A 21,856-nucleotide genomic window follows, 5' to 3' on the forward strand; every position below is an offset into this window, starting at 1 on the left:
GAGTATGGAAATCAAATAGAAAGGCAGCATCCTACAAATCGGTATTAATTGACCTTTTGAGACCAAGGAGACGGTTCTAATGGCTTTTTTATTGAGAGTGCAAGCTGGGGCCAAAGGGATGGTTCTTGTGGTTTCTAAAATAAATAAAGTGGATATAATCATATTAATTTTAGGGGAGAGTAGATATAAAAAATAAAGCGATTTTTCTGAGGCAAAACTTAATGAGACGAAAATTAGATTGAAAAAGATACTCTGCTTAGCTGCGTTTTTATACCTGTGGGTACTCCAAATTAAACGGATTACCTTTCCTGAAGGGTTGCTTTTATATTTTTCTGGCTACACTATTGATGAAATGATTCTACTTATCATTTAATTATTTATTTCATATCATTTGAAAGTTAAACATAGCTTATATTAACAATTCAATTATGAGGAGGATATCAAATGACACATGTTAATAACCAAAGACCTCAAATAACTTCCTATACAACGAAAAAGTTTTTAGCTGAAATACGGATGGAGGAAAATACTAAAGATGCGAAACGTCTTAAGGAGATCAATGAACGGATTAAAAAATTAAAAAAAGACGAGTAAATTACATTTACCCGCCCCAGCGTCTATAATTAAGTTTAGCTAAATGCTTTTTTATCTCATCTTCTCTTTTTTTGTCTTTTTCTTCTTCCTCTTTTTTGAGTTCATCTAGGAAGCTTTTAGAAGAATACTGTCTTCTTATTTTCACTAATTCAGTCGTTTGTCCAGGCATAGCATCTGCCTCCTTATGAGATATTTGCCTCTATGATTTTTTCCTTCAGCTCTTTATATCTCTTAAAATAGTAACAATACGCCATCAGAGTTCCATATAACGTATTTAAATTCATCATACCATAATTTGACTTAGGATTGTACATTTCAATTTTGTCCCCTGTTAAATACAAAGCGAACACCCAAGCTTCTCCTGCAATATCAAATTTCATTGTGACCATATCCTCATTATGCGCCAGATACTGTTCATCTTGTAAAACGCTAATACGAGGATCTTCCTGTAAAGTATTGTCATCGACCTTCAAATCCCTGCTCTGCATTCCAGTTTTCCAGAGGGAATCTTTATTACAAAGTACCCCTTCCTTCAGGCAATAAACATCATATCCATATGGAAAGTGGAGCAACCTTGGTGAGAATTCTTCTTTTAATTCTGAAATTACAATTTTCTCTAGGTACCCAAAAATCTCTTCTAGGTCATTAATTTTCCTTTCTAATTTAGAAATGACATCTTTTTTATCCTCCGTCACTTCATGTACTTGAGTCCTCAAATAATCAATAGTCGTATTATACTGACTTCTCTCATCTTCCCATTTTAAAAACTTCTCAATGTATGTGTCTTTGCCAAGATTCTCTTTTAATTCATCTAAAGTCTTAATAATGAACTCTGGCTCTTTTCCTTCCCCATTGTTTGCAGATTCCTTCATAAAAGGTCCAAATACCTCAAATTCCCTACTTCTCCGTTTTACATACATATCATAATGAAACTTAGTGTTTCTCATATCCGTCATGTCCATTATGGTTTTTAATGCAACATTCCCGATAATTGATAAAAACAGAAGCACTGATAATACCAATACTGAATTATTTACAAATGCATCGATAATATTTTTCTTAAAATCAGCTATTGTAGTATCCAACAAGAAAAATAGTGCAATGGAAAATAATAACAGGAACAGCGTTCTCCATTTTACTAGCATTTGTAACCATTCCCAAATTGTTCGAAACATATTTTCTGGAAGCACCATATTAGCAGTTTGTTTGTTTGCTGCATGTTTTTTTAGGTTTAGTTCATTTACATATTCCTCAACCTTTTCGATGACTTTGGACAAAACTGACAATGCCTTTTGTTCATCCTCTAAGCTTCTTTCTTTACCTCTTGTCTTGATCGAACCTGTCTCCTCATTTTCATTTTGTTGTGTTTCATTATGTAATTTGGATCCACCGACTACCATGGTGTTTTCCGTTTCTTCCTTTAATTTATTTTGCTGGTTCGACACTTCCTCACTCTCCCGCTCTTTATTACCCAAAACTTTAATACATATCTTTTCCAGAGTTCACAATCATTCTATTAAATTGAAAAATATCATTTATTGTCACTTCCTCCCAAAATCTATCATCACTTTACGCCACCGGTCTGCTTTTCCTTCGTTACAGTACTATTCATTTTGCCTAAATATTTAAAATGTGAAGTAACTCATAAAAAACCCTGTTAAAGGTATGTTTTTTATTCGACAAACACTGCCAAAACTCCTCTATTAAATGGAATAAGTCTCACCGTTTGCGCTCGTTCTTAATGAGTCCAAATTTGTATATCACGTTCTTTATTTTTGGTAAGAGAGTTATCACCTTTAAGATACTCACCTGTTACTATGTTGATTCTCGTTTTTTCCTGACCTCTGATATGAAAATGTGGCGGTTCATGATCATCGAAATAGATGTAAATTGCCATCCCCAAGTGGAATATATTGATTGTTCAGTAATATATTTTAATAGGTATTCAATTGAAGGAGTGATATGATTTGGCAAAAATGGTGATTATGTATGAGGAACCGAAGGATAAGGAAAAATTTGACGAGCATTATTTTAATGTGCATGTACCACTTGGCAGGAATATCCCAAATATTATTAAAGATTCTGTGCATCGAGTAGTTGGCTCGCAAAATACTCACTTAAACTTATACCTTATAACTATTTTAGAATTTGAAAATATGGAGAAGCTACAAGAAGCATTTGCAAGTCCAGAAGCAAAACTAGCAGAAGAAGATGGGCAGAACTTTTTTCAATACTTAGAAAGGCCACCGATAATTACGATTATCGATTAGCAAATTATAACGACGCTTTCTTTGCCTTCAATATTAAATTTTCGATATTGCATTTCATTAATGAAATGCATTGAGAGATAAGGCTCCTGACCCCGGAAATGAACTCCTTACTCGACCGGGGGTTTCAGGAACCACAATTGTTTTTTTCACTTATGTATCCCAGTGCATTTTCGGATATCTTATTCAAACTGTATCAACCACCAAAAGAAACACACCCAACAAATCCCCTATTCGTTACATACCCCGTGCGGCTCCATATATTCACTTGGCTCCTTTTTGCTAGACTCTCATCTTCCTTATATTGATTTAGAAATTTATATGGAGGATCCATAATATAAGCCACTCGTGCGTACCCCTCTTTTAGCAGCGTTCCTTGAATCGATTCTCCATCGACATACACATAGGCTAACAGTCGTCCGTAGGAGTCTCTTTTGTTTCCCTGTTCAAACTCCAATGTTAACCTTTCGCTTTTTACTAGCTCGCTATTCCGTAAGATTGCTTCCTTTGCATAGAGTTGGACACATGTTTTTGGATTTTTCGACTCTGGTGTATCAATTAATAAATTGCGTACTGTTTCCATGTTACCGTTTACCAGGTTTCCCGGCTTTATCAAAGTTATTTTCCCCACAGTTTCCTATCGCAAGCTCTCTCGTTTCAGGATTGTAGCGAATCAGCTGGTGATGCAGGATAAATCGTTCCATTAATGAATGAACGCTTTCAATGGAATAGCCCGAATCAAAAGCCATTTGCTTTTTCGTAATCTTATAGATTCCAATTTGAGTCGTACGTTGATTCGTTAAAAGATATAAATAAAAATATCTGTCCTATGGTGTCATCTCCTCTGAAACAATCGGATCCATCCAAAAATTAAAACGTACTTTTCTAAAATTTGCCATCCACAACACTGCCCTTCCCCTAGTAAAATACATTCATCCTCTATATATTGAAAAAGGTAGGAAAAGGTCATAGTTATTTCATAAAATTGTGAATGTTTTATGACAAAGGAATTTTGGGGTACCCATGGGGACGGTTCCGATAACACATTTTGGAATATTTTGATTTAAAAAAGGTCACTACCACTCTTAAATATCCGCAAAAAAGTTAGTTGGCAATAAAAAAGTGCCAGTGACCAACCAAAGAATGAGGTGCACCCCGAAAGTTAGAGTGAAATCTAACCTTTGGGGTGCACCTCAAATGCGCCTGGCACTTTTATTTCTGTTCTTACATTTAGGACGAGAGTAGAATTTCGATCATTGCTGTACATATCAACTATAGAAAAATGACTACGATCCAAAGGCATGGTTGTTCATTCTAATTAACCCAAGTATTTATGGTATAGCGACTTTGCTTCAGTAATATCCTTTGTTCCGTGCACTAAAACCCTTCCGTCTTTAAAAATGACTAATCGGTGAGTATCCACTGTATAAGATAATAGGTAAGGATTTCGCTGTACCGTTCCCCCTTGATTTATGAATAGTTTTTCTAAAGCTTCCAAATTACGTACAACAGGAACGGAAGGTCGTATCTGGACAGAATCTCTTCCACAAAGTACAGCTGACTTTGTTTGATTTTCAAAGGATAAAAATGGATAAGAGCGTTTTACTCCACAAGTAGGGCAATCCTCATTTTTCAGTTTATCTACATTTATGGAAGTATAATGGTTTTTCCATAAATCAAAAGAAACTAGTTTGTCTCTTAATGAATCCCAATCACCGACCAAAATTTTTAATGCTTCACTTATTTGATGAGAAACAACCATGCTAACCGCTGGATTAATAATTCCTGCTGTATCACACGTTAATCCTCCTAGCGGAACTGTTTCTAGTATACAAGATAGGCAAGGGGTTTTTTCTGGAATAATGGTGTAGGATATTCCGTAGCTTCCAACGCAAGCACCGTAGATCCATGGGACTCCATACTTTTGTGAAACATCGTTAATGATCATTCTTGTTTCGAAATTATCAGTAGCATCAATGATAAGATTCACTTTTTCAGCCAAAGTTTCAAGCTCTACGACTGAGGCATCCGCAATGATTGCCTCAATGTCCACAGTAGAGTTAATGTCTGTTAAACGATTTTTAGCAGCGATTACTTTTGGAATTCGATTATTTGCATCATTCTCTGTATATAATTGCTGCCGCTGTAAATTAGACCATTCTACATAATCACGATCAACAATGGTTAGTTTACCAATTCCAGCACGGACGAGTGCTTCGGCACTTGCTGTTCCAAGTGCCCCAGCTCCTATTATGAGTACATGCTTATTGAAAATTCGTTGTTGCCCCTCTTTTCCAATAGGTGAAAATAGTTCTTGTCGTGAGTACCGATTATTCACCCGATACTCATTCCTTCCTTTGGACTGCTTGCTGCAGCATATCTCTTTTTCTCGATTCGACCGGCTTCATAGCCCAATCGTCCAGCTTCAATCGCTAATCTCATTGCTTTTGCCATTTTTACCGGATCCTTGGCTGCTGATACAGCCGTATTTAATAACACACCATCAGCTCCTATTTCCATAGCCAATGCAGCATCAGCTGGTGAGCCAATACCAGCGTCCACGATAACTGGTACAACCGCTTGTTCGATAATAAAGCTAAGGTTGACAGGATTGATGATACCTTGACCCGAACCTATCGGTGAGGCCCCTGGCATGATAGCATGACAGCCTGCTTCTTGAAGTTTCCTGGTTAAAACTACATCGTCGGAGGTATAGGGAAGGACAATAAAGCCTTCCTTCACCAATTCTTCCGTTGCCTTTAGGGTTTCAATCGGGTCAGGAAGTAAGGTTTTATCACAGCCAATCACTTCCACTTTAATCATATCGCATAGGCCTGAAGCTTTCGCTAGTTTTGCGATCCGGACAGCCTCTGCTGCTGTTTTCGCTCCTGCAGTATTTGGCAGCAGCCTATATTTATTGGTATCTAGCTGTTCTAAAAAATTCGGCTGGCTTGCTTCAAAAATATTCATTCGTCTAACCGCAAACGTGAGAATTTCTGCTTCGGAAACTTCCACCGCTTCCTTTTGGATTTCAAAGCTTGGATACTTTCCCGTTCCAAGTAACAAACGAGATTGAATGGATAATGAACCTATTTTTAACATATCAACCGCCTCCTACAAAATGGACTATTTCGATTCGATCTTTATCTGATAATCTAGTACTTTGGTGCTCTACCTTGTTTACGATTTCACCGTTTACTTCCACAATAACGACCCTATTATGGATTTCATAATGTTCCAGAACATCTGAAATATATACTACATGTTCTGGTAATTGGATTAACTCCCCATTTAATATTACCCTCATGTTATACCTCCTCGTACTGTTTCTTTGTGTCTTTCTAAGTGAAAAGCTGAGAGTAGATCATCATTTAGCAAATTGCCTTCTACTAAATCAGCTACTAGTTTCCCTGTAATAGGGCTTAATAAAATCCCATTTCTAAAATGCCCAGCAGCCAGAAATAACCCCTGCCATCTTGGATGCTCACCAATATAAGGAAGCCCATCTCCTGTCTGAGGTCGAATTCCAGACCACACTCGCTCCCATGCAGCATCCTTGATCTGCGGAACCAGTTGAGTGGCTCTTTCTATCAATCTTGCGATACCCTTAGGTGTAACGGAGTTATCATATGTATTTTCAATCATGGTTGCACCGATATAAATTTCCCCATTACGTTTTGGTACGAGGTAACATCGTTTATCTGAAAAAATCGTAGTGTTGATAATCGGCTTTTCCGTCCTAACGGAAAAGCACTCGCCTTTCACTGGATACACACGAATATCAATTCCTGATTCACGCATTAATTTTGCAGACCAAGCTCCAGTGGCAACGACAGCTTGATCACAGTTTACGATGCCATTGGAGGTTATAACGCCTTTCACCTGACTGTTTTCAAATTTAAAAGAAAGGACCTCCGTATTTTGACGTATTTCCGCGCCAAAATTGACAGCCGCTTTTGCAAAAGCTTGTGTTAACTTTGCTGGCTGCACATGACCATCATTAGGGAGATACATACCACCAGCTAAACTCGGTGACAGGGATGGCTCCATTTCTATTAATTCTTTTGTATCCAGCCATTTTATTGCTGGATTCCAATTCCTTTGAAAGGTTACCTGTTTTTTCACTTCTAATGCGATTTCTTCGGATTCTGCAATTTTTAACAATCCTTTATTCACATACTCGATATCGACTCCGCTGTATTCCAATAACTCACTAGAGAGATCAGAAAACATCTTCTGACTTTTTAAAGCCATCTGGTATAAGGGACCGTCTTGTTCCAGCTCCGCTTGTGCTGCCAGCATTCCCGCAGCTGCACTTGAAGCTTGGCAAGCCAATTGATTCTTCTCAATAATGATTACTTTTCTTCCTATTTTTGATAGCTGATAGGCAATCGAGGCTCCGTTAATTCCTCCTCCGATTATGGCAACATCAAATGAATTTCCCAATTTATCCACCTCCATTATTTAATGCCTTACTATAAGCCTTTACTGCCAATGATGGGTCACGCGCTTCTAAAACACCTGACATGACAGCAATCCCATTTGCCCCTTCTTGTAGAACCTGCTCCGTATTATCAGGTGTTATCCCACCAATGGCAATAACATCAATATCTAAATTTGATAGCTTTTTTAATTCCTCAAGACCTTTTGGAATCTTATCTGGTTTTGATTGAGAATGGAAAACATGTCCGTATAGAACGTAATCTGCACCCTTCTCTTTTGCTTTTAGACCTTCCGGATAGGAATGGATAGAACTCCCTATCCTAAGCTGAGGAAAGTTTTCTTTTACACTTGCTGCACCTAAACTATGAAAGGCTAATTGAACGCCTCTGGCCCCTGTTACGAATGCAACATCTACCCGGTCATTAATCATGATTTTTGACAATGGTATGTTATTTTTTGTTAAAAGTTCGACTGTTTGAAATAGTTCCCTAGCCGTTTTTTGTTTTTCTCGTAAATGAATTGCAGTTATATATGGATGAATATCCTTAACAATTTCCCCTAACTGTTCGATTGCCATTTTACCATTGGATATAATATGTAACTCTTTCCCTTTAACACTCGTTAAAATATAAGTCCCCCCCTATTTGAAGATTCTACTTATCTTTGAAATCAAGTAACTACAAAAAACCACTTCCTATAGTAAGAAAGTGGTCGAAAAATTTGAAATAACGCATTTGCTCTCCAAATATCGAATTTCCCACTTCCCTACGCTGGTATTACCCAGATCAGGTTCATAGAGTCCCGAAGTAGCACTTCAATCTCAGCCTTTTAAAAAGGCACCTCTAGCGGATTTGATTCATCTATTCATTTGAAATAATTACCTTACATGGTTAATATTAGCACGTTAATTAGAAATGTCAATTTTCTGATTTTTGTTATTGGTGGGAATAATAAGAAAAAAATAGTGCAAGTGACCATCATCAAAGGGATACCCCTAGCACTTTTCTTGTAAAAATCTTTTGATATTATTCTTATTTACTTTTTCAAAGTAAATAAGAATTAGTTGGGTTATTTTAGTTTAGCTTCTCTCTGGAACTTTATTTAGCATCTGCTGACCTCTTGTTTCATTCATCTCCATACCATCTCCTTCACCAATTCCATTGATGTTACAGCCTAATAGTAAACCAGCAAACTTAAAATTGAATGAATAAAAGATTAAAAAATTAAATAGCATCCTAAAAAAACAATGAAATCTTCTATTTCTTTTTTGTTTTTTTCCATTTCCTTTATAGAAACGAATAACACAGACTTATTTACCTAGATCTAATGTCTGCAAAACGATAATTGTCTCTACCTTATTGCAAACACCCATTAAATCCCCAGTTCGTTACAAAATTAAATCTGCTCCAAATATTGATTTTTTTCCTTTTTGCTAGATTTTCCTCATTCCTAAATGATTCAAGGTATTTATAAGGTGGATTCATAATATAAGCCACTCGTGCGTATCCCTCTTTTAGCAGCGTTCCTTGAATCGATTCTCCATCGACATACACATAGGCTAACAGTCGTCCGTACGAATCTCTTGTGTTTCCCTGTTCAAACTCCAATGTTAACCTTCCGCTTTTTACTAGCTCGCTATTCCGTAAGAACGCTTCCGTTGCATAGAGTTGAACACACATGTTTGGATTTTTTGACTCTGGTGTATCGATCAATAAATAGGACTGTTTCCATTTTTCCGTTTACCCATACTTTTATCGTATCGCCATCGATGGTTTCGACTAACATAACTGGTACATGTTCATCTGGATAGACAAAGTTCTTCCCCTTCATTCCTTCACTTTCTGGATTCTCCATTACTAGGAGGCTGCTCTCTTTTACCAGTTGTTCATTCAGTTCCGATAATGGATAGAATGCTAGAAGGGTAGCTGCTGTAATGACGGCTACACCACCCGGTTTTTTCATGAATATCACCCCTTTACTATCAAATAATCATCACCCCGTGTATAATATCCCGCAATTGCTGGAAAACACTCGCATTCCCTTCTCAAATCCCAAAACGAAATCCCCTCATTTCCTCTATAAAACTGATAATCTAGTAATTGTTCATGGCAGTTCCATGGTCTTTGAAGAAATATTTTTGTATAATACTGGATTGCCTCTTCGTCGCAGAGTGCAAAGATAAAAACAAAATCTTTCTGGTTCATCTTTAGTGAGTAGACTCGAACCTTATTAATACCTAAGACATTGTTTCGAATCATTTCAGCCACTTTCTCGTGATTTGCTAGATCAAAATTTAGTTTGGTTATGTCATCATCCAATGAAATTTTCTTCTCTTGCAGTAAATGATGTATATAATGGGCCAATGAAGATTCTTCATACCGTAAACTATCAAGGTAAGCGTCTCTTATTAACATGTCATAACACCCTTTTCTCTGTTTTTTTATCCTATTTGGTCTTTGCTGATGAAAGACTATACACGTAGGAGATTGCCTTCCTTTTGGCCATCGATCCTCCCTGTATGGACGTTGTACTGGACAAGAACTGATCCGGTAGGTCCATTTCGGTTTTTCGAGATGATGATTTCCAGGGAAGGATTCTCCGATTCCTTTTGATAATACTGTTCACGATATAAGAACAAAATGACGTCAGCATCCTGCTCCACACTGCCCGATTCCCGTATATCAGACATCATCGGCCGTTTATCTGCTCTTGATTCCACCGATCGGTTAAGCTGCGCCAAACAAATCACAGGACAATCAAAATCCTTCGCCATCGTTTTAAGAGATTTGGATATTTCTGTTACCTGTTGATGGGAATTCCCTCCGTAAACTTGACTTGAATGGATTAATGTTAAGTAATCGATAAAAATGATCGGTTTTTTGTTTGGAAATTGATGCATCATTTTTCGCGTTTTCGCTCTCATTTCAGCAATTGTTTGTCCAGCTCCATCAAAAATTTGCATTTTGGTTTCAGATAATTGTCCTATCACATCTGACCAGGTATTCTTTTGGTCTTCAGTAAGCATTCTTTTCGGATCGCGCATTTTTCTCCGGTTAATGTTCCCGACCGAAGCAATGAGTCGAGAGGTAATCAGCTTTTCAGGCATTTCTAAAGAAAATACCAGCGACAGATACCCAGTCCACCCCGCCATTTTTGCAAAATGAAGCATGACATCGGTTTTCCCCATTGAGGGTCTCGCAGCTAGAATAATTACTTCTCCATTCTGAAAGCCTCCGGTTATCTCATCGAGCTTTTGGATCCCCGTGGTTGCCGTTTTCCGTTCGATTTGATCTTCCCACGGGGCCTCATATATATCTGCCAATGCCTGTGTTAAAGGAGTATAATCCTCCATTTTTACTAGATTAATTTTATCCAAGTGTGTAATAACTTTAGTAATCTCCCAATCATTAACAGCTGCCACTGTTAAGATGTTCCTTTTTTCCCGTTCCTTCCACTGATTAAGAATGAGCTTTTCCGAACTTTCGAATTTCTCAAGATCTGCATACGATAACAGTTCAGAGAGATAGGACATTCCACCGAAGTTTTCAAGATCGGTCAAGGTTGTTAACGAGATCAAATCTATATTCATGCCTGACCGGGTTAACTCTACCATTTTCCGCATTAATTCTTGATGCCGGATACTTTCTAGCTGTTCAGGCTTAATCTCGGTATCCTTGAGTAAGTACTCTGCTTTCATCAGGCTGCCTAAAAACGCTTTTTCCGCCATGCTCACCAATCTTCACCTGCTGAAATATCAAGGTCAAATCCACGTGGAATTGCTCTTCCACTAGGAACCGATTCCGTTGGTTTCCCATACTTTGATCCAGACTTTTGGTTCTCTTGATACGAATTAATTTCTTCTACCGACAGTAAAGATTCATTTTCCCAATTCCTTAGGATCCCAACTACATAATTTAGTCTTCGCTTGTTATTGGCACATGCGATATTCAACGCCTTTAAGATCACGGCTTTGGGTTGTAAAAAGCGAGAATCATCTAACCAGGCTAACAGCTGCTCTTTTGCATTCTCGTTTGTAAAACCAAATCCATTGTTGTCCCAAAATTCAACAATTTCTTTAACACCAACAAGTTTTTGGTTATTCATCAAGTGTTGCTCACTATTTGGATTACGATCTATTATTGGATGAGAAACTTCTTGTTGTTTTTCTTTTTCTTTATCTTCTTCTTTATCTTCTTCTTTATCTTCTTCTTTATCTTCTTCTTGTCCACGTATCGTATTACGATTCGTTAACGTATCGTCGGGTTCTTCCCATTTAGGTGCTAGATATGTATCATTTTCATCCCGGCCACTGACTCCCTTGTCTTTTTTAAAAAAAGATTCATATAGGCTGCGAAATTCATGTTTTTTAATTGATTCCAAAACAAATTGAAGCAATGAGGTATCTTTGACTTCTTTTAATTCAGAAACAATACAATCTATCATTGGTTTCCCGGCTTTATCAAAGTTAGTTTCTCCCCAGTTTTTTATCGCAAGCTCTCTCGTTTCAGGATTGTAGCGAATCAACTGGTGATGATGGATAAATCGTTCCATTAATGAATGAACACTTTCAATCGAATAGCCCATATCAAAAGCTATTTGCCTCTTGGTAATCTTATAGATTCCAATTTGAGTCGTACATTGATTCGTTAAAAGATATAAATAAAAATACCTGTCCTCCGGTGTCATCTCAGAAATAATCGGATCCACCCAAAAATCAAAACGCACCTTTCTAAACTTTGCCATCAACAACACAGCCCTTCTCCTAAAAAATGTTTTCATAGACTATATATAGAAAAATGATAAAAAAGGACATGTATGGGGATGGTTTTCATGGATTTTTTTAGAAATTTTTGATAAGTAAAGATGTCTAACACTCGTTGGGAACAAAAAAGTGCCAGTGACCAACCAAAAATGAGGAGCACCCCGAAAGTTAGAGTGAAATCTAACCTTTGGGGTGCTCCTCAAAGTTTGGGAGATACCATGCACTTTTATCGCTGTTTAAACCCTTTTTGACGTTTTATCAACTCTTTATTTTTAGTAATTCACAGAAAAGGAATTACAGGGGATAGTTTTAGAGTAACACACGCACTTTCTAGACAAAAATGAATATTCAGATGAAGGCTGGCAAGCTTGTGTATTTTTCCTAGCATTCTTCTATACTTTATCTTCCAAAATACATCTTGATTTATCATTAGAAAAAAGAGCCTTTTGGGCTCTTTTTATATGAGTACTAGATTCCGTTAATAGGAAATAAACAACTGTTTACTATCATTTTGGTTGTCGGGATCCATTGGTTCATCACCGATTGGGGCCGCAAACATCCCTTTCAGTCTTAATCCATTTGAATGGTAGGTAATTTCCTTTAATTTTACACTTGGGTTAGGAGAGGGGAACGTTTAACCTCTAGAATTTTTCCATTGTTTTTGTTCATATGTATCGATCCTTTTATAGTTAAATTTCAAATGAAGACAGTTCTTATACTTACCTTAAATCAAAGAAAATCTTCACGCTGGGGTGTAAAAACATCCAATATAATCGAGTTATCTTCAAGCGATTTTACCCCATGCAAGGTGTTTGATGGGATGTAAATGCTGTCCCCTTTTACCACTCGTTGTACTTTTCCATCCAATTGAAACTCAAAACTTCCTTGAACAATATAACTAACCTGTTCATGTGGGTGAGAGTGAATAGCACCAATTGCATCCTTTTGGAAGCTTACTTCTGCCATCATTAGGCTCCCACCCCTTCCCAAAAGTTTCCTCTTGGCACCTTCTCCTGTACTAACAAATTCTTCATTATTTCCAAAGAAAAACAAATCATTCACCTCATTTTTGAATTCTCTATCATGTATATGGGAGTATTTCGCTCCCAATTTAATTTGTCCGGACGCGTTTTCGATATTCGGATGGGGTCACTCCAGTTTTACGCTTAAATACGTTACTAAAATACGTAATATCGGAATAGCCTAGTCGGTCAGCTATTTCAGTAACCCTTAAGGAGGTCCGCTCAAGCAGTTTCTTTGCTTCGTTCATGCGAATATCTAAAACGAAGTCTACGAAGTTTTGTTCCGTTTTGTCTTTAAAAAGCTTACTTAGATAACTTGGATTCAAATGCACTATGGATGCTGCTTCTGATAAAGTGACTTCTCCCGGAACTTTGCTCTTGACATACTTAATCACTTTCTCGACAGTAGATAATTCGGATGGATCTGCTTCTTTCACGAAAGCCTCTGCCGAATGATTATTTTGTTCCTCTTTCCTGCGCTGCTGCGTCCATTTTTCCAGGGATTCCTTCATATCCTCCACCTCGACAGGCTTAAGAAGATAGTCAAACACTCCTGAACGCAAGGCATGCTGTACATACTTAAAATCATCGTAGCCGCTGATCATAATACAGTCACAGCGGTGTTCTTCATTTTCCAATGACGTTACGAAGGATAACCCGTCTAATACGGGCATCCGTACATCTGTCATTACCAAATCAATAGGATGTTCTTTTAAAATATCCAGAGCCTCTAAGCCATTGGTGCATTCGGCAATAACCTTAAAGGGTAGCCCTGTCTTAGCAATTGTATGCCGAAGTGCAATTCGAACCCATTTCTCGTCATCGATTAGAAGTATCTTGTACATGGTATCACCTCCCCAAAAAAATGAAAAACATATTGGTTAGCGTACAGCCACTAAAATAAATTGGTTAACCAGTGTGCTAGTACATTGGTAAACGTATACTTAAAGTAGCACCGTTCCCTTTACTGCTATGGATACTAATCCCATATTTATCTCCAAAAAGGTGTACAATTCTTCGGTGTACGTTCACCATACCAATCCCTTGCCCTTCATCTATTACATCCTTTTGTCTTAAATTTCGGCGAATTTCCTCCAACCTCTCCTGAGAAATCCCTATCCCATTGTCCTTAATCCTGATTACATAAGTATCATCCGATTCTTGCAAAGCCGTTATGCTGATTCTTGATATTCCGCCTGACAGTTCAATCCCATGCTTAAACGAATTTTCGACAATTGGCTGAATAGAGAATTTAGCAATCGTTTGGTTTTTTGCCCATTCCGGGATGAAGAATTCATACTCCAATTTTTCATCAAAACGGTATTTCTGAATTCTAAGGTATACTTTCGTTTGGAGAATTTCTTCCGCCAATGTAACTGTTTTCGAATTATTATTTATATTATAACGCAATAATTTAGCCAATGACGCAGAAATATCCGATATGTCTTCCATTCCGTATTCCAACGCCATTCCACGAATGGTCTCCAGGGAATTAAACAAGAAATGAGGATTTATTTGCGCCTGAAGTGCATTTAATTCCATTTCTTTTTGCCGGAACATCATTTCGGTTTCCCGAATTTTAGAAAGATAAACTTCATTGACAAGTTCATTTAAACGGATGAGCATTTTATTAAACCCATTTGTCAGGTCACCAATCTCATCTTTCGATAAGACCTTAACTTGTCCGCTGAAATCACCTTTTTCCACTCGCTTCATCGTCTTTTGCAGTCCTCTTACTGGCTTAATGATACTGCTCGCCAAACCTACTCCGAGAATGGCGGCAGCCAGTAAGGTAAGAAGAGTCGTAATAAAAATGGTATTTCTGATATAGACGGAACTTTTAATTAGTTCTTTATAGGGAATGGATGTAATGACGGTCCAACCAAGAAATCCGGAATGACTATATGTAAGTAAATCTTTCTCCTTACCACTTGTGACAAATGATCCGCTTTCCCCTTGAAGAATTTCCCTCATACCTTGAAGAGAAGCCTTTTTCCCAAGTTCGGAGAAACTTGGGTTATAGACGTAATTCCCCTGTGCATCAACGATATACATAACCCCCGAATGCCCGATATTGACTTGGCTGGCAATTTCCTTAAATCGCTTAAAGTTCACATCCATCACAATAAAACCGATTGGTTTCAGTGTCTTCTGACTAAACAACCTTCTCGCAATGGAAATAACATACTCTTTATTCTCACCATCCGTAAGTGTCCGTGGAACAATAACAGTTTCACCAGTGTTCGGAAGAATTTTTTGAAAAAGCTCTGTCTGAAAAGACTCAATCGGATGGAAACGATTGAAGCGGACATCCAGTGCATCCTCCGTAGCGACATTATTTAAGGATATCGTAATATTGGTTATGTCTGATCTCGAGTAGGCTTCATTTTGCAGGATTCGCTTGACATTACTTTCCATTCCACTTGACTCAAATTCTTCTTGGCTATCCATTTGAAGAAAATGAGTAATCGTCTGGTTGTTTAAAATTTTTAATACCTCAATCTCAAAATCGCCCACATAATACTCAATATGCGTATTTACCTGTCTTATGATTTGCCAGCTATTAGATCGCGCTTCATTCTCAAACACTTCAACGGAATTCTCGTAAGTAAAAAAACCAATAAAACCAATCGGAACAACAACAAGCAGCGCACAAAAAACAAACAGCTTGCGAACTAGTGACTGATCTTTCATAAGCATGACATGCATCAGCCGCTTAAACACATTTCTTTTATAACGTTGCATAACACACCTTGTTTCTTTAAAAGATGAAAAAAGAAAGACTATGCATAATAGTAGCACAGTCTTTCCTGTTATTTTTACCTATTTCAAGAAAAGAATGATTTTATTTTCTTGCTTTATCGATTGCATCAAGAACGTCTTTATAATCTGCACGATACTTGTCGATTACAGGTTTAACTTTATCCTGCCAAGGTTTAACATCATCTACCTTAACAATGGTTACCCCAGCCTCTTTCATTTTTGCTTCAGAATCTTTTTCCATCTTAGTCCATTCCTCGCGTTCAGTGGCTACAGATTCAGTTGCTGCTTCCTGGATAATCTTTTGATCCTTATCACTTAATTTATCCCAAATAACCTTACTCACCATCACAACTTCAGGTACCCGTTGGTGGCCGTCAAGAATGATATTTTTCGCTGCTTGGTAGTGGTTAGCAGATACGTAACTTGGTAAATTGTTCTCTGCACCATCAATAACGCCAGTTTGCAAGGAACTGAATACTTCTCCGTAAGGCATTGGAGTGGCACTGCCACCAAGTGCATCGATTAGATCAATGTTAATCTGACTTTGTTGTACACGAATTTTATGACCTTTTAAGTCTTCGACACTCTTGACTGGTTTATTTGTATAGAAGTTTCGGGAACCGGAATCATAATAAGCAAGTCCCAACAGTTTAGACGCTTCTAAACCTTTTAACAATTCCTTCCCCTTATCACTGTTTAAGAAATTCCATTGGTGTTCAGAATTGTCAAAGATATATGGAAGAGCGAAAACGCCAAGCGGCTTACTGAACTCGGCCAATGGACCTGTACTTACGCGAGTAAATTCAACAGCCCCTAATTGAACTTGTTCAATGACCGATTTTTCATCCCCAAGCTGCCCATTCGGGAAAACACTAATTTTGATACGGCCATCAGATTTTTTCTCAACAAGCTCGGCAAATTTCTTATCCCCCAATACTGTTGGGTAGTTATCTGGCTGATTATCAGCCAAACGGAAATTATAAGTTTTTTCTTCTGTGGCCGATTTTGACCCATCAGTTTTTTTGGTAGTATCTCCCGCTCCACCACATGCGGAAAGAACCAAACTTGTCCCAAGAATTGCACTTAGCATGACGGATAAACGTTTTGTTGACTTCTTCATAGTAAATCCCCTTTCAAATTTTAAAATTTGTTTTGTTATATAAATTTTAACAATACCCTTTTTAATGGCCTAACAAATGTGGCAGCCACAACGTGATTTGTGGTACATAAGTTAAAAGCATCAAAGCTGCAACAAGTATCAATCCAAACGGCGCCATTGCCTTGGCGGCCGTCATTATCGGTATTTCGCCGATGGCGGAACCAATGAATAAGACCGTTCCAACCGGAGGTGTCAAAAGCCCAATCCCTAAGTTCAACATTAAAATGATACCGAAATGCACCGGATCCATTCCCAATGATGTGACAACAGGAAGCAGAATAGGAGTCATAATCAGGATAAGCGGTGCCATATCCATTCCACATCCAAGGACAAGAAGCAAAACGTTGATTATTAATAGAATAATAACCGGATTATTAGAGATATTTAACAAGGCATCTGTTACCATCGAAGGTATTTGCAGGAATGCAAGTAAATAACCTAAAGCACTTGAAGACGCAATCAAAAACAATACCATGGAAACCGTCCGGAATGTTCGGATTAGGATCATCCCCATCCGGCTGAACGGAATTTCCTTGAAGACAAAGAAAGTAACAATAATAGCATACAGAACAGCGATAGCGCCTGATTCCGAAGCAGTAAACCAGCCCGAGAATATCCCGCCCAGGATGATAACAATTGGCATAAGCGAAATCAGCCCATCTTTAACAACCTTTGGAACATCTTTTTTGTCAATGACTTGTGTTTGTGTGAAGCCTTTGCGAATGGCCAAAAAGCGTGCAAAAATCATAAGAGTTACACAAAGTAAGATTCCCGGTACGACACCAGCCATAAACAAGGTTGCAATCGATACGCCGCCTGAAGCCAGAGAGTACAAAATTAAGTTATGGCTTGGAGGGACGACAACACCCTGAATCGCAGCGGCCGAAGTTAAACCAGTTGCAAATTCCTTACTATATCCCTTTTTCTTCATCATCGGAATCATAACTGATCCGATTGACGATACATCCGCAGCAGCAGATCCAGAGATATTCCCGAACAATAGACAGGCAAGGACGTTCACCATTGCCAAACCGCCACGGACCCGGCCGACCGCAAGCATAGCGAAGTTGATTAAACGTGCGGCCAAGCCCCCCTCATTCATTAACTGGCCCGCCAGAATGAAGAACGGGATTGTTAACAATGCGAAGGAATTAACTCCTTGAATCATCCTTTGCCCAATAACCTCAAGCGGGATGCTTAAATATATCATTGTGAGAATGGTGGAACCCGCCAAGGTAAGTGCCACTGGAAAACGCAGCACCAGCATGAGAACAAAGCTTGTAAGCAAAATAATTATGGCAACCGTTGTTTGATCCATCGTTAGTGGCCACCTCCTTTAACATTATGTCTCCTCGTATCAATACCAATCAATTGTAAGAAAGCGTAAATAATCATCATAAAACCTGTAATCGGCATGACAGCATATGCCCAGGCGTTGGATAATTTTGTTGCCGGCAGTGTTGAATCGATCATTAATACCGTAAAATCCCAACCATATTTTATTAGGTACACCGCAAAAGCCATGGAACCAAGTGCAACCACTTTATCAAGGACACGAATTGCTGCCGGAGGCAGTTTTGCGGTAAAAGATTCAATGGCTAAATGCAGTTTTTCTCGAACGCCAATGGCAATTCCCATAAACGAAAACCAGCATAACAATAAAAGAGTAACTTCTTCTGACCAAAATAAAACAAAATTAAACAATTTCCGAGTAAAAACTTGAAGCGTTACAATAATAATCATGATTACAAGCGAGCCAAGCGCCACTTTTTCAAAAAGACTATCCAAAAATAGAAATCCCCGTTTAAGCCCATTCATAAATAGCTCCCCCTTCCTTCTTTGTGCTTACCATTTAGAAAATGAAAGTGCTTACTTAACTAATTGTAAATGCTTTCATCGATTTAGGAAACCGTGCTAATTTTAGATTTTTTTATACTTTTTTTAGGTATTTTCTAAATTTGTCGAAAAATCAATACTTTAACTGTATCAAGTTTGATTATTTTACTTTCTGGGCATTCACACATTTTTACTAACTTCATACGATATCTTAGGTAAACAGCCCAGATAAAAACTAACAAAAAGAAAATGGGCATAAACAAATTTCTGTGTTTGACTAGGATGTTCTAAACCCATTCTTTACTTTAAATTAAAAGCCGTGGGCAGGTTTAACTTGCTCACGGCTTTTTTGCCCTTGTGATGTCAGAGAGAAATGAGGAAAAGGAATGAAAATGAGTTTACAGACTTTTCTAAACTCGTAAAATGTCGACAATAGCCCTATCTGACACGCCTAGGACTATGCAACAGTTACCTGTGTATTTAGAGAACTTCCCTTTTCTGAGCACTTTTAATCAGCTTAATCTCTCCATTTTTAGGGATTAATTCACTGATGTTTTCAAATTTTTCTTCCCTTTTTGACTGGTTTAAGTCCGCCGCTACATATTCCTTAAAGGAGTAGCAAAAGAGTTTACGGGCCACTCTTCCTTTATCACGAATTAAGTTGAACCAACTTTGTCCAACATAAAAAGGATTCGTTAGTATTTTATCCATAACATATGCTATACGGTCATCTTCTTCCCCTGGATTAAATCTTGTTTTAGTAGAAAGGGCCAAGATAAAATAGTTTTTAAACTTATCTAATTCTAGTAATTGAAGATGGTACTTCTCACGCTGCATTTGATTAAAATCCCTTAGAACCGTTTTGATACTTTTCTCAATATCAATTTCAAATTTACTTGCATCTTTCCAGGTTGATAAACGGGAATCAAAAATGGACAATGTTAGTATATAATATCCAGCATACTTTTTGGGATCAAATACTTCATTATTAACTTGGCTTTCATCTTCCGGTATAACAACAAATTTTTTATAGTCAGCAAAGAAATTTTCAATCATATCTTATCCCTTCTTCCATACCTTGATAAATTTGCTGAATAAAATGGCTTAATCTAAATCTATCTGCAGCTATTTTCATTATGGAAAAACAACCAGGGTGATCTACTCATTATCTTTTTTATAGCGCAGTTCTTCTCGTAATCTGTCAAAATAACTTCTATGGTCCATTGACTCGTAATTTGTATATAATATATTTCTTTATTCATGCTAAAAATCCTGCTAATTCTTTCAAAAATCCTTATCTTTCATGGTTTTTAATTAAAAAGTCCCATGAGAGAATTGGTAATTTGTCGTAACAGGTCTTTTGGCCGAGCTGGTTCCAATACACCGTCGGGATTATTGTAATAAAACAACAAAAAATAGAGTGCTAAAACCTTTGAAGTTTAGCACTCTATTATTAATGTTATGTTATTTTCTTCTCAAAAATTGAACTACTTATGTTTCAAGAGTCTGATCAAAAATTGTTTCTATGCCAAAATCCCCTCAATTTTTTCAATAACTTCACCCGTAAGTTCAATTACAATGGCTTTGACATTTTCTTCTACTTTCCTCCATATTTTTTTAATACATTCATTGTTTTCATTATAATTCACTTATATCTTTTCGACTAACCAAAAATTTTTATTACAATAAGGAATACAATCAATTACTAGGCTACATTCTTACTAATTTGCCTAGAAAAAACAAAAAAACTAACCGGAAATTTCCGATTAGTTTCTTACTTAATAACCCACATTAAAATTGATTGATTTCCACGTTCAATTTTAGTTTCACCTTGTAATTTACTTAAAGCCTGTAGAGGTTTTTACACCTAACACATCTCCCCCCGGATAAAACTTACTGCAAGAACGATTTCGGTCTTTTCCGACGTATGACCGCAACACATAGGAGTAAAATGGGAATGATCAGCTGAACGGTTAAGAAATAAAAAGGCACAGTTGTACCCATTCCTCGAATCATGTCCTCAAATGAAGGGATGGACCAGGCCGAAAAGAGAATAATTAAAAAACCAATTGGTAACACAATTGGTTTATAACTTGGCAATTTCAGCCATTGTGACGTACCAAGAACAAGCATATAAAAAAAGGCGGATAGCTGGATGAAGCCGCCAAGAACCCAAACTGCGATGATGATGGACTCAATATGTTCAAAGAAAGATCCGATACTAACATATCTTGCTGCCTCAAACACTGGAAATTGTATATTGATAATAATGTCCCCAAATAAAAATAGGTTCCCAAGGTTCATAAAGACCATCGTTAAAACACTCGCAATGACTGAAAACATTCCCCATTTCATCACCTTTTGTTGATTCGTTACTAACGGCAGTAGAAGCGACATCAATGAAAATTGACTTAACCAGGCGTGTGGTGCCAGTGACCCTTTAATCGAGGGCATTACTCCATCTGACAGAATCGGCAGCATATTTTTCACATTCAAATCAGGAATAAGAAAGAAATAAATCAATCCATAGAACGTTAAAGCAATCGGCAAAAAAAGCACAGCACATCGTCCAATCGTTTGAATGCCCCCATGGACAGCAACGGCGCAAGATATGGCAATACTTCCGGTCACAAAAAGCATAGGTGTTTTATACAAAAAAGCACTTTCGACAAACTCACCGTACTCTCTAAATGCAATGGCTGTATCATGTAAAATAAAAAATAGGTAAATGAACGCGATTATCTTTCCAATGGCCCGGCCAAGTATAAGTTCACAATATTCGATTAGAGTTTTCCCTGGAAAAAACCTAGAGAGTATGACAATAATAACGACGATCAGAAAGCCGCTCAAAGAACCCCATATGGGAGACAGCCACAAATCACGCTTGGCATGCTGTGCTGTGACATATGGAATATAAAGAATCGCTGTTGCGGTAACTGTTGCATACATAATGAGGGCAAGCTCCAAACCAGAAATTCTACCTTTTTCAATCATGTTTGTTCCTTCCTTT

At 37.6% G+C, this 21,856-nt stretch carries 24 protein-coding genes, 2 pseudogenes and 1 riboswitch; of the genes and pseudogenes, 2 read left to right on the forward strand and 24 right to left on the reverse strand.

What is annotated here, in order from left to right; translation table 11 throughout:
* Nucleotides 1-444 precede the first annotated feature (444 nt).
* Nucleotides 445-594, forward strand: coding sequence for a hypothetical protein (locus BLR86_RS26280; protein ID WP_175493009.1), 150 nt, complete (start codon nt 445-447; stop codon nt 592-594).
* Nucleotides 595-601: 7 nt separating this feature from the next.
* On the opposite strand, the gene BLR86_RS26285 is transcribed toward BLR86_RS26280, so the two are convergent.
* From BLR86_RS26285 to BLR86_RS26980, 3 genes are all read right to left on the reverse strand, one after another.
* On the reverse strand, nt 602-763 hold the full coding sequence (locus BLR86_RS26285) for a hypothetical protein (RefSeq protein ID WP_175493010.1): 162 nt from the start codon (nt 761-763) through the stop codon (nt 602-604).
* A gap of 13 nt (nt 764-776) precedes the next feature.
* Nucleotides 777-2,039 carry a hypothetical protein gene (locus BLR86_RS21785; RefSeq protein ID WP_090766675.1) on the reverse strand — a complete coding sequence of 421 codons (1,263 nt, stop codon included), beginning with the start codon at nt 2,037-2,039 and terminating at the stop codon, nt 777-779.
* A gap of 293 nt (nt 2,040-2,332) precedes the next feature.
* The gene (locus tag BLR86_RS26980) at nt 2,333-2,491 is read right to left on the reverse strand and encodes a DUF4160 domain-containing protein (protein ID WP_090766677.1); all 159 of its coding nucleotides are present in this window, start codon (nt 2,489-2,491) and stop codon (nt 2,333-2,335) included.
* 79 nt (nt 2,492-2,570) lie between these two features.
* Between BLR86_RS26980 and BLR86_RS21795 the strand changes: the two genes are divergently transcribed.
* Nucleotides 2,571-2,864, forward strand: a complete 294-nt coding sequence (locus BLR86_RS21795) for an EthD family reductase (RefSeq protein WP_254782419.1) — start codon at nt 2,571-2,573, stop codon at nt 2,862-2,864.
* 193 nt (nt 2,865-3,057) lie between these two features.
* Here BLR86_RS21795 and BLR86_RS21800 read toward each other — a convergent pair whose 3' ends face one another.
* From BLR86_RS21800 to BLR86_RS21890, 21 genes and pseudogenes are all read right to left on the reverse strand, one after another.
* Nucleotides 3,058-3,444 carry a thermonuclease family protein gene (locus BLR86_RS21800; RefSeq protein ID WP_090766684.1) on the reverse strand — a complete coding sequence of 129 codons (387 nt, stop codon included), beginning with the start codon at nt 3,442-3,444 and terminating at the stop codon, nt 3,058-3,060.
* Nucleotides 3,445-3,457: 13 nt separating this feature from the next.
* A pseudogene (locus tag BLR86_RS21805) lies at nt 3,458-3,760 on the reverse strand (DNA replication protein DnaD); the annotation flags it as partial.
* A 419-nt stretch (nt 3,761-4,179) separates the two neighbouring features.
* Nucleotides 4,180-5,199 carry a thiazole biosynthesis adenylyltransferase ThiF gene (locus tag BLR86_RS21810; protein WP_090766687.1) on the reverse strand — a complete coding sequence of 340 codons (1,020 nt, stop codon included), beginning with the start codon at nt 5,197-5,199 and terminating at the stop codon, nt 4,180-4,182.
* Entirely contained in the window at nt 5,196-5,963 is a 768-nt protein-coding gene (locus BLR86_RS21815; RefSeq protein WP_090766690.1) for a thiazole synthase, read from the reverse strand. The genes BLR86_RS21810 and BLR86_RS21815 overlap by 4 nt, the downstream gene beginning before the upstream one ends.
* A gap of 1 nt (nt 5,964) precedes the next feature.
* Entirely contained in the window at nt 5,965-6,168 is a 204-nt protein-coding gene (gene thiS / locus BLR86_RS21820; RefSeq protein WP_090766693.1) for a sulfur carrier protein ThiS, read from the reverse strand.
* Nucleotides 6,165-7,307: a glycine oxidase ThiO gene (thiO, locus tag BLR86_RS21825; RefSeq protein WP_090766695.1), complete on the reverse strand. Its 1,143-nt coding sequence runs from the start codon at nt 7,305-7,307 to the stop codon at nt 6,165-6,167. Before thiO ends, thiS begins: the two co-directional genes overlap by 4 nt.
* A gap of 1 nt (nt 7,308) precedes the next feature.
* Nucleotides 7,309-7,881, reverse strand: a complete 573-nt coding sequence (locus tag BLR86_RS21830; RefSeq protein ID WP_090766697.1) for a thiamine phosphate synthase — start codon at nt 7,879-7,881, stop codon at nt 7,309-7,311.
* Between the two features lie 168 nt (nt 7,882-8,049).
* Nucleotides 8,050-8,158: riboswitch (TPP riboswitch) on the reverse strand.
* A gap of 224 nt (nt 8,159-8,382) precedes the next feature.
* The gene (locus tag BLR86_RS26525) at nt 8,383-8,538 is read right to left on the reverse strand and encodes a hypothetical protein (protein WP_217642421.1); all 156 of its coding nucleotides are present in this window, start codon (nt 8,536-8,538) and stop codon (nt 8,383-8,385) included.
* A gap of 121 nt (nt 8,539-8,659) precedes the next feature.
* A pseudogene (locus BLR86_RS21835) lies at nt 8,660-9,074 on the reverse strand (thermonuclease family protein); the annotation flags it as partial.
* 197 nt (nt 9,075-9,271) lie between these two features.
* Entirely contained in the window at nt 9,272-9,718 is a 447-nt protein-coding gene (locus BLR86_RS21840) for a hypothetical protein (RefSeq protein ID WP_090766701.1), read from the reverse strand.
* 56 nt (nt 9,719-9,774) lie between these two features.
* On the reverse strand, nt 9,775-11,031 hold the full coding sequence (locus tag BLR86_RS21845) for a replicative DNA helicase (RefSeq protein WP_254782420.1): 1,257 nt from the start codon (nt 11,029-11,031) through the stop codon (nt 9,775-9,777).
* A gap of 2 nt (nt 11,032-11,033) precedes the next feature.
* Nucleotides 11,034-12,047: a DnaD domain protein gene (locus BLR86_RS21850; protein WP_090766855.1), complete on the reverse strand. Its 1,014-nt coding sequence runs from the start codon at nt 12,045-12,047 to the stop codon at nt 11,034-11,036.
* Between the two features lie 748 nt (nt 12,048-12,795).
* On the reverse strand, nt 12,796-13,035 hold the full coding sequence (locus tag BLR86_RS21855; RefSeq protein WP_090766858.1) for a cupin domain-containing protein: 240 nt from the start codon (nt 13,033-13,035) through the stop codon (nt 12,796-12,798).
* Nucleotides 13,036-13,177: 142 nt separating this feature from the next.
* Nucleotides 13,178-13,933, reverse strand: coding sequence for a response regulator transcription factor (locus BLR86_RS21860; protein ID WP_090766706.1), 756 nt, complete (start codon nt 13,931-13,933; stop codon nt 13,178-13,180).
* 76 nt (nt 13,934-14,009) lie between these two features.
* Nucleotides 14,010-15,833: a sensor histidine kinase gene (locus BLR86_RS21865; RefSeq protein WP_090766709.1), complete on the reverse strand. Its 1,824-nt coding sequence runs from the start codon at nt 15,831-15,833 to the stop codon at nt 14,010-14,012.
* Between the two features lie 100 nt (nt 15,834-15,933).
* Nucleotides 15,934-16,971 (reverse strand): TRAP transporter substrate-binding protein, encoded by a 1,038-nt coding sequence (locus BLR86_RS21870; RefSeq protein ID WP_090766712.1) that lies wholly within the window; start codon nt 16,969-16,971, stop codon nt 15,934-15,936.
* Between the two features lie 61 nt (nt 16,972-17,032).
* Nucleotides 17,033-18,328, reverse strand: a complete 1,296-nt coding sequence (locus BLR86_RS21875) for a TRAP transporter large permease (RefSeq protein ID WP_090766715.1) — start codon at nt 18,326-18,328, stop codon at nt 17,033-17,035.
* A gap of 2 nt (nt 18,329-18,330) precedes the next feature.
* A complete protein-coding gene (locus BLR86_RS21880) occupies nt 18,331-18,828 on the reverse strand; it encodes a TRAP transporter small permease (RefSeq protein ID WP_090766718.1) in 498 nt (165 codons plus the stop codon).
* Nucleotides 18,829-19,326: 498 nt separating this feature from the next.
* Nucleotides 19,327-19,902: a hypothetical protein gene (locus BLR86_RS21885; RefSeq protein ID WP_090766721.1), complete on the reverse strand. Its 576-nt coding sequence runs from the start codon at nt 19,900-19,902 to the stop codon at nt 19,327-19,329.
* 467 nt (nt 19,903-20,369) lie between these two features.
* Complete coding sequence (locus tag BLR86_RS26890; RefSeq protein ID WP_302847243.1) at nt 20,370-20,495, reverse strand: hypothetical protein; 126 nt, start codon at nt 20,493-20,495, stop codon at nt 20,370-20,372.
* A gap of 244 nt (nt 20,496-20,739) precedes the next feature.
* Nucleotides 20,740-21,840, reverse strand: a complete 1,101-nt coding sequence (locus BLR86_RS21890) for a GerAB/ArcD/ProY family transporter (protein WP_090766724.1) — start codon at nt 21,838-21,840, stop codon at nt 20,740-20,742.
* Nucleotides 21,841-21,856: the final 16 nt, after the last annotated feature.

It is taken from the genome of Bacillus sp. OK048 (genome assembly GCF_900103525.1).
In the GTDB taxonomy this organism is placed as follows: Bacteria; Bacillota; Bacilli; order Bacillales; family Cytobacillaceae; genus Neobacillus.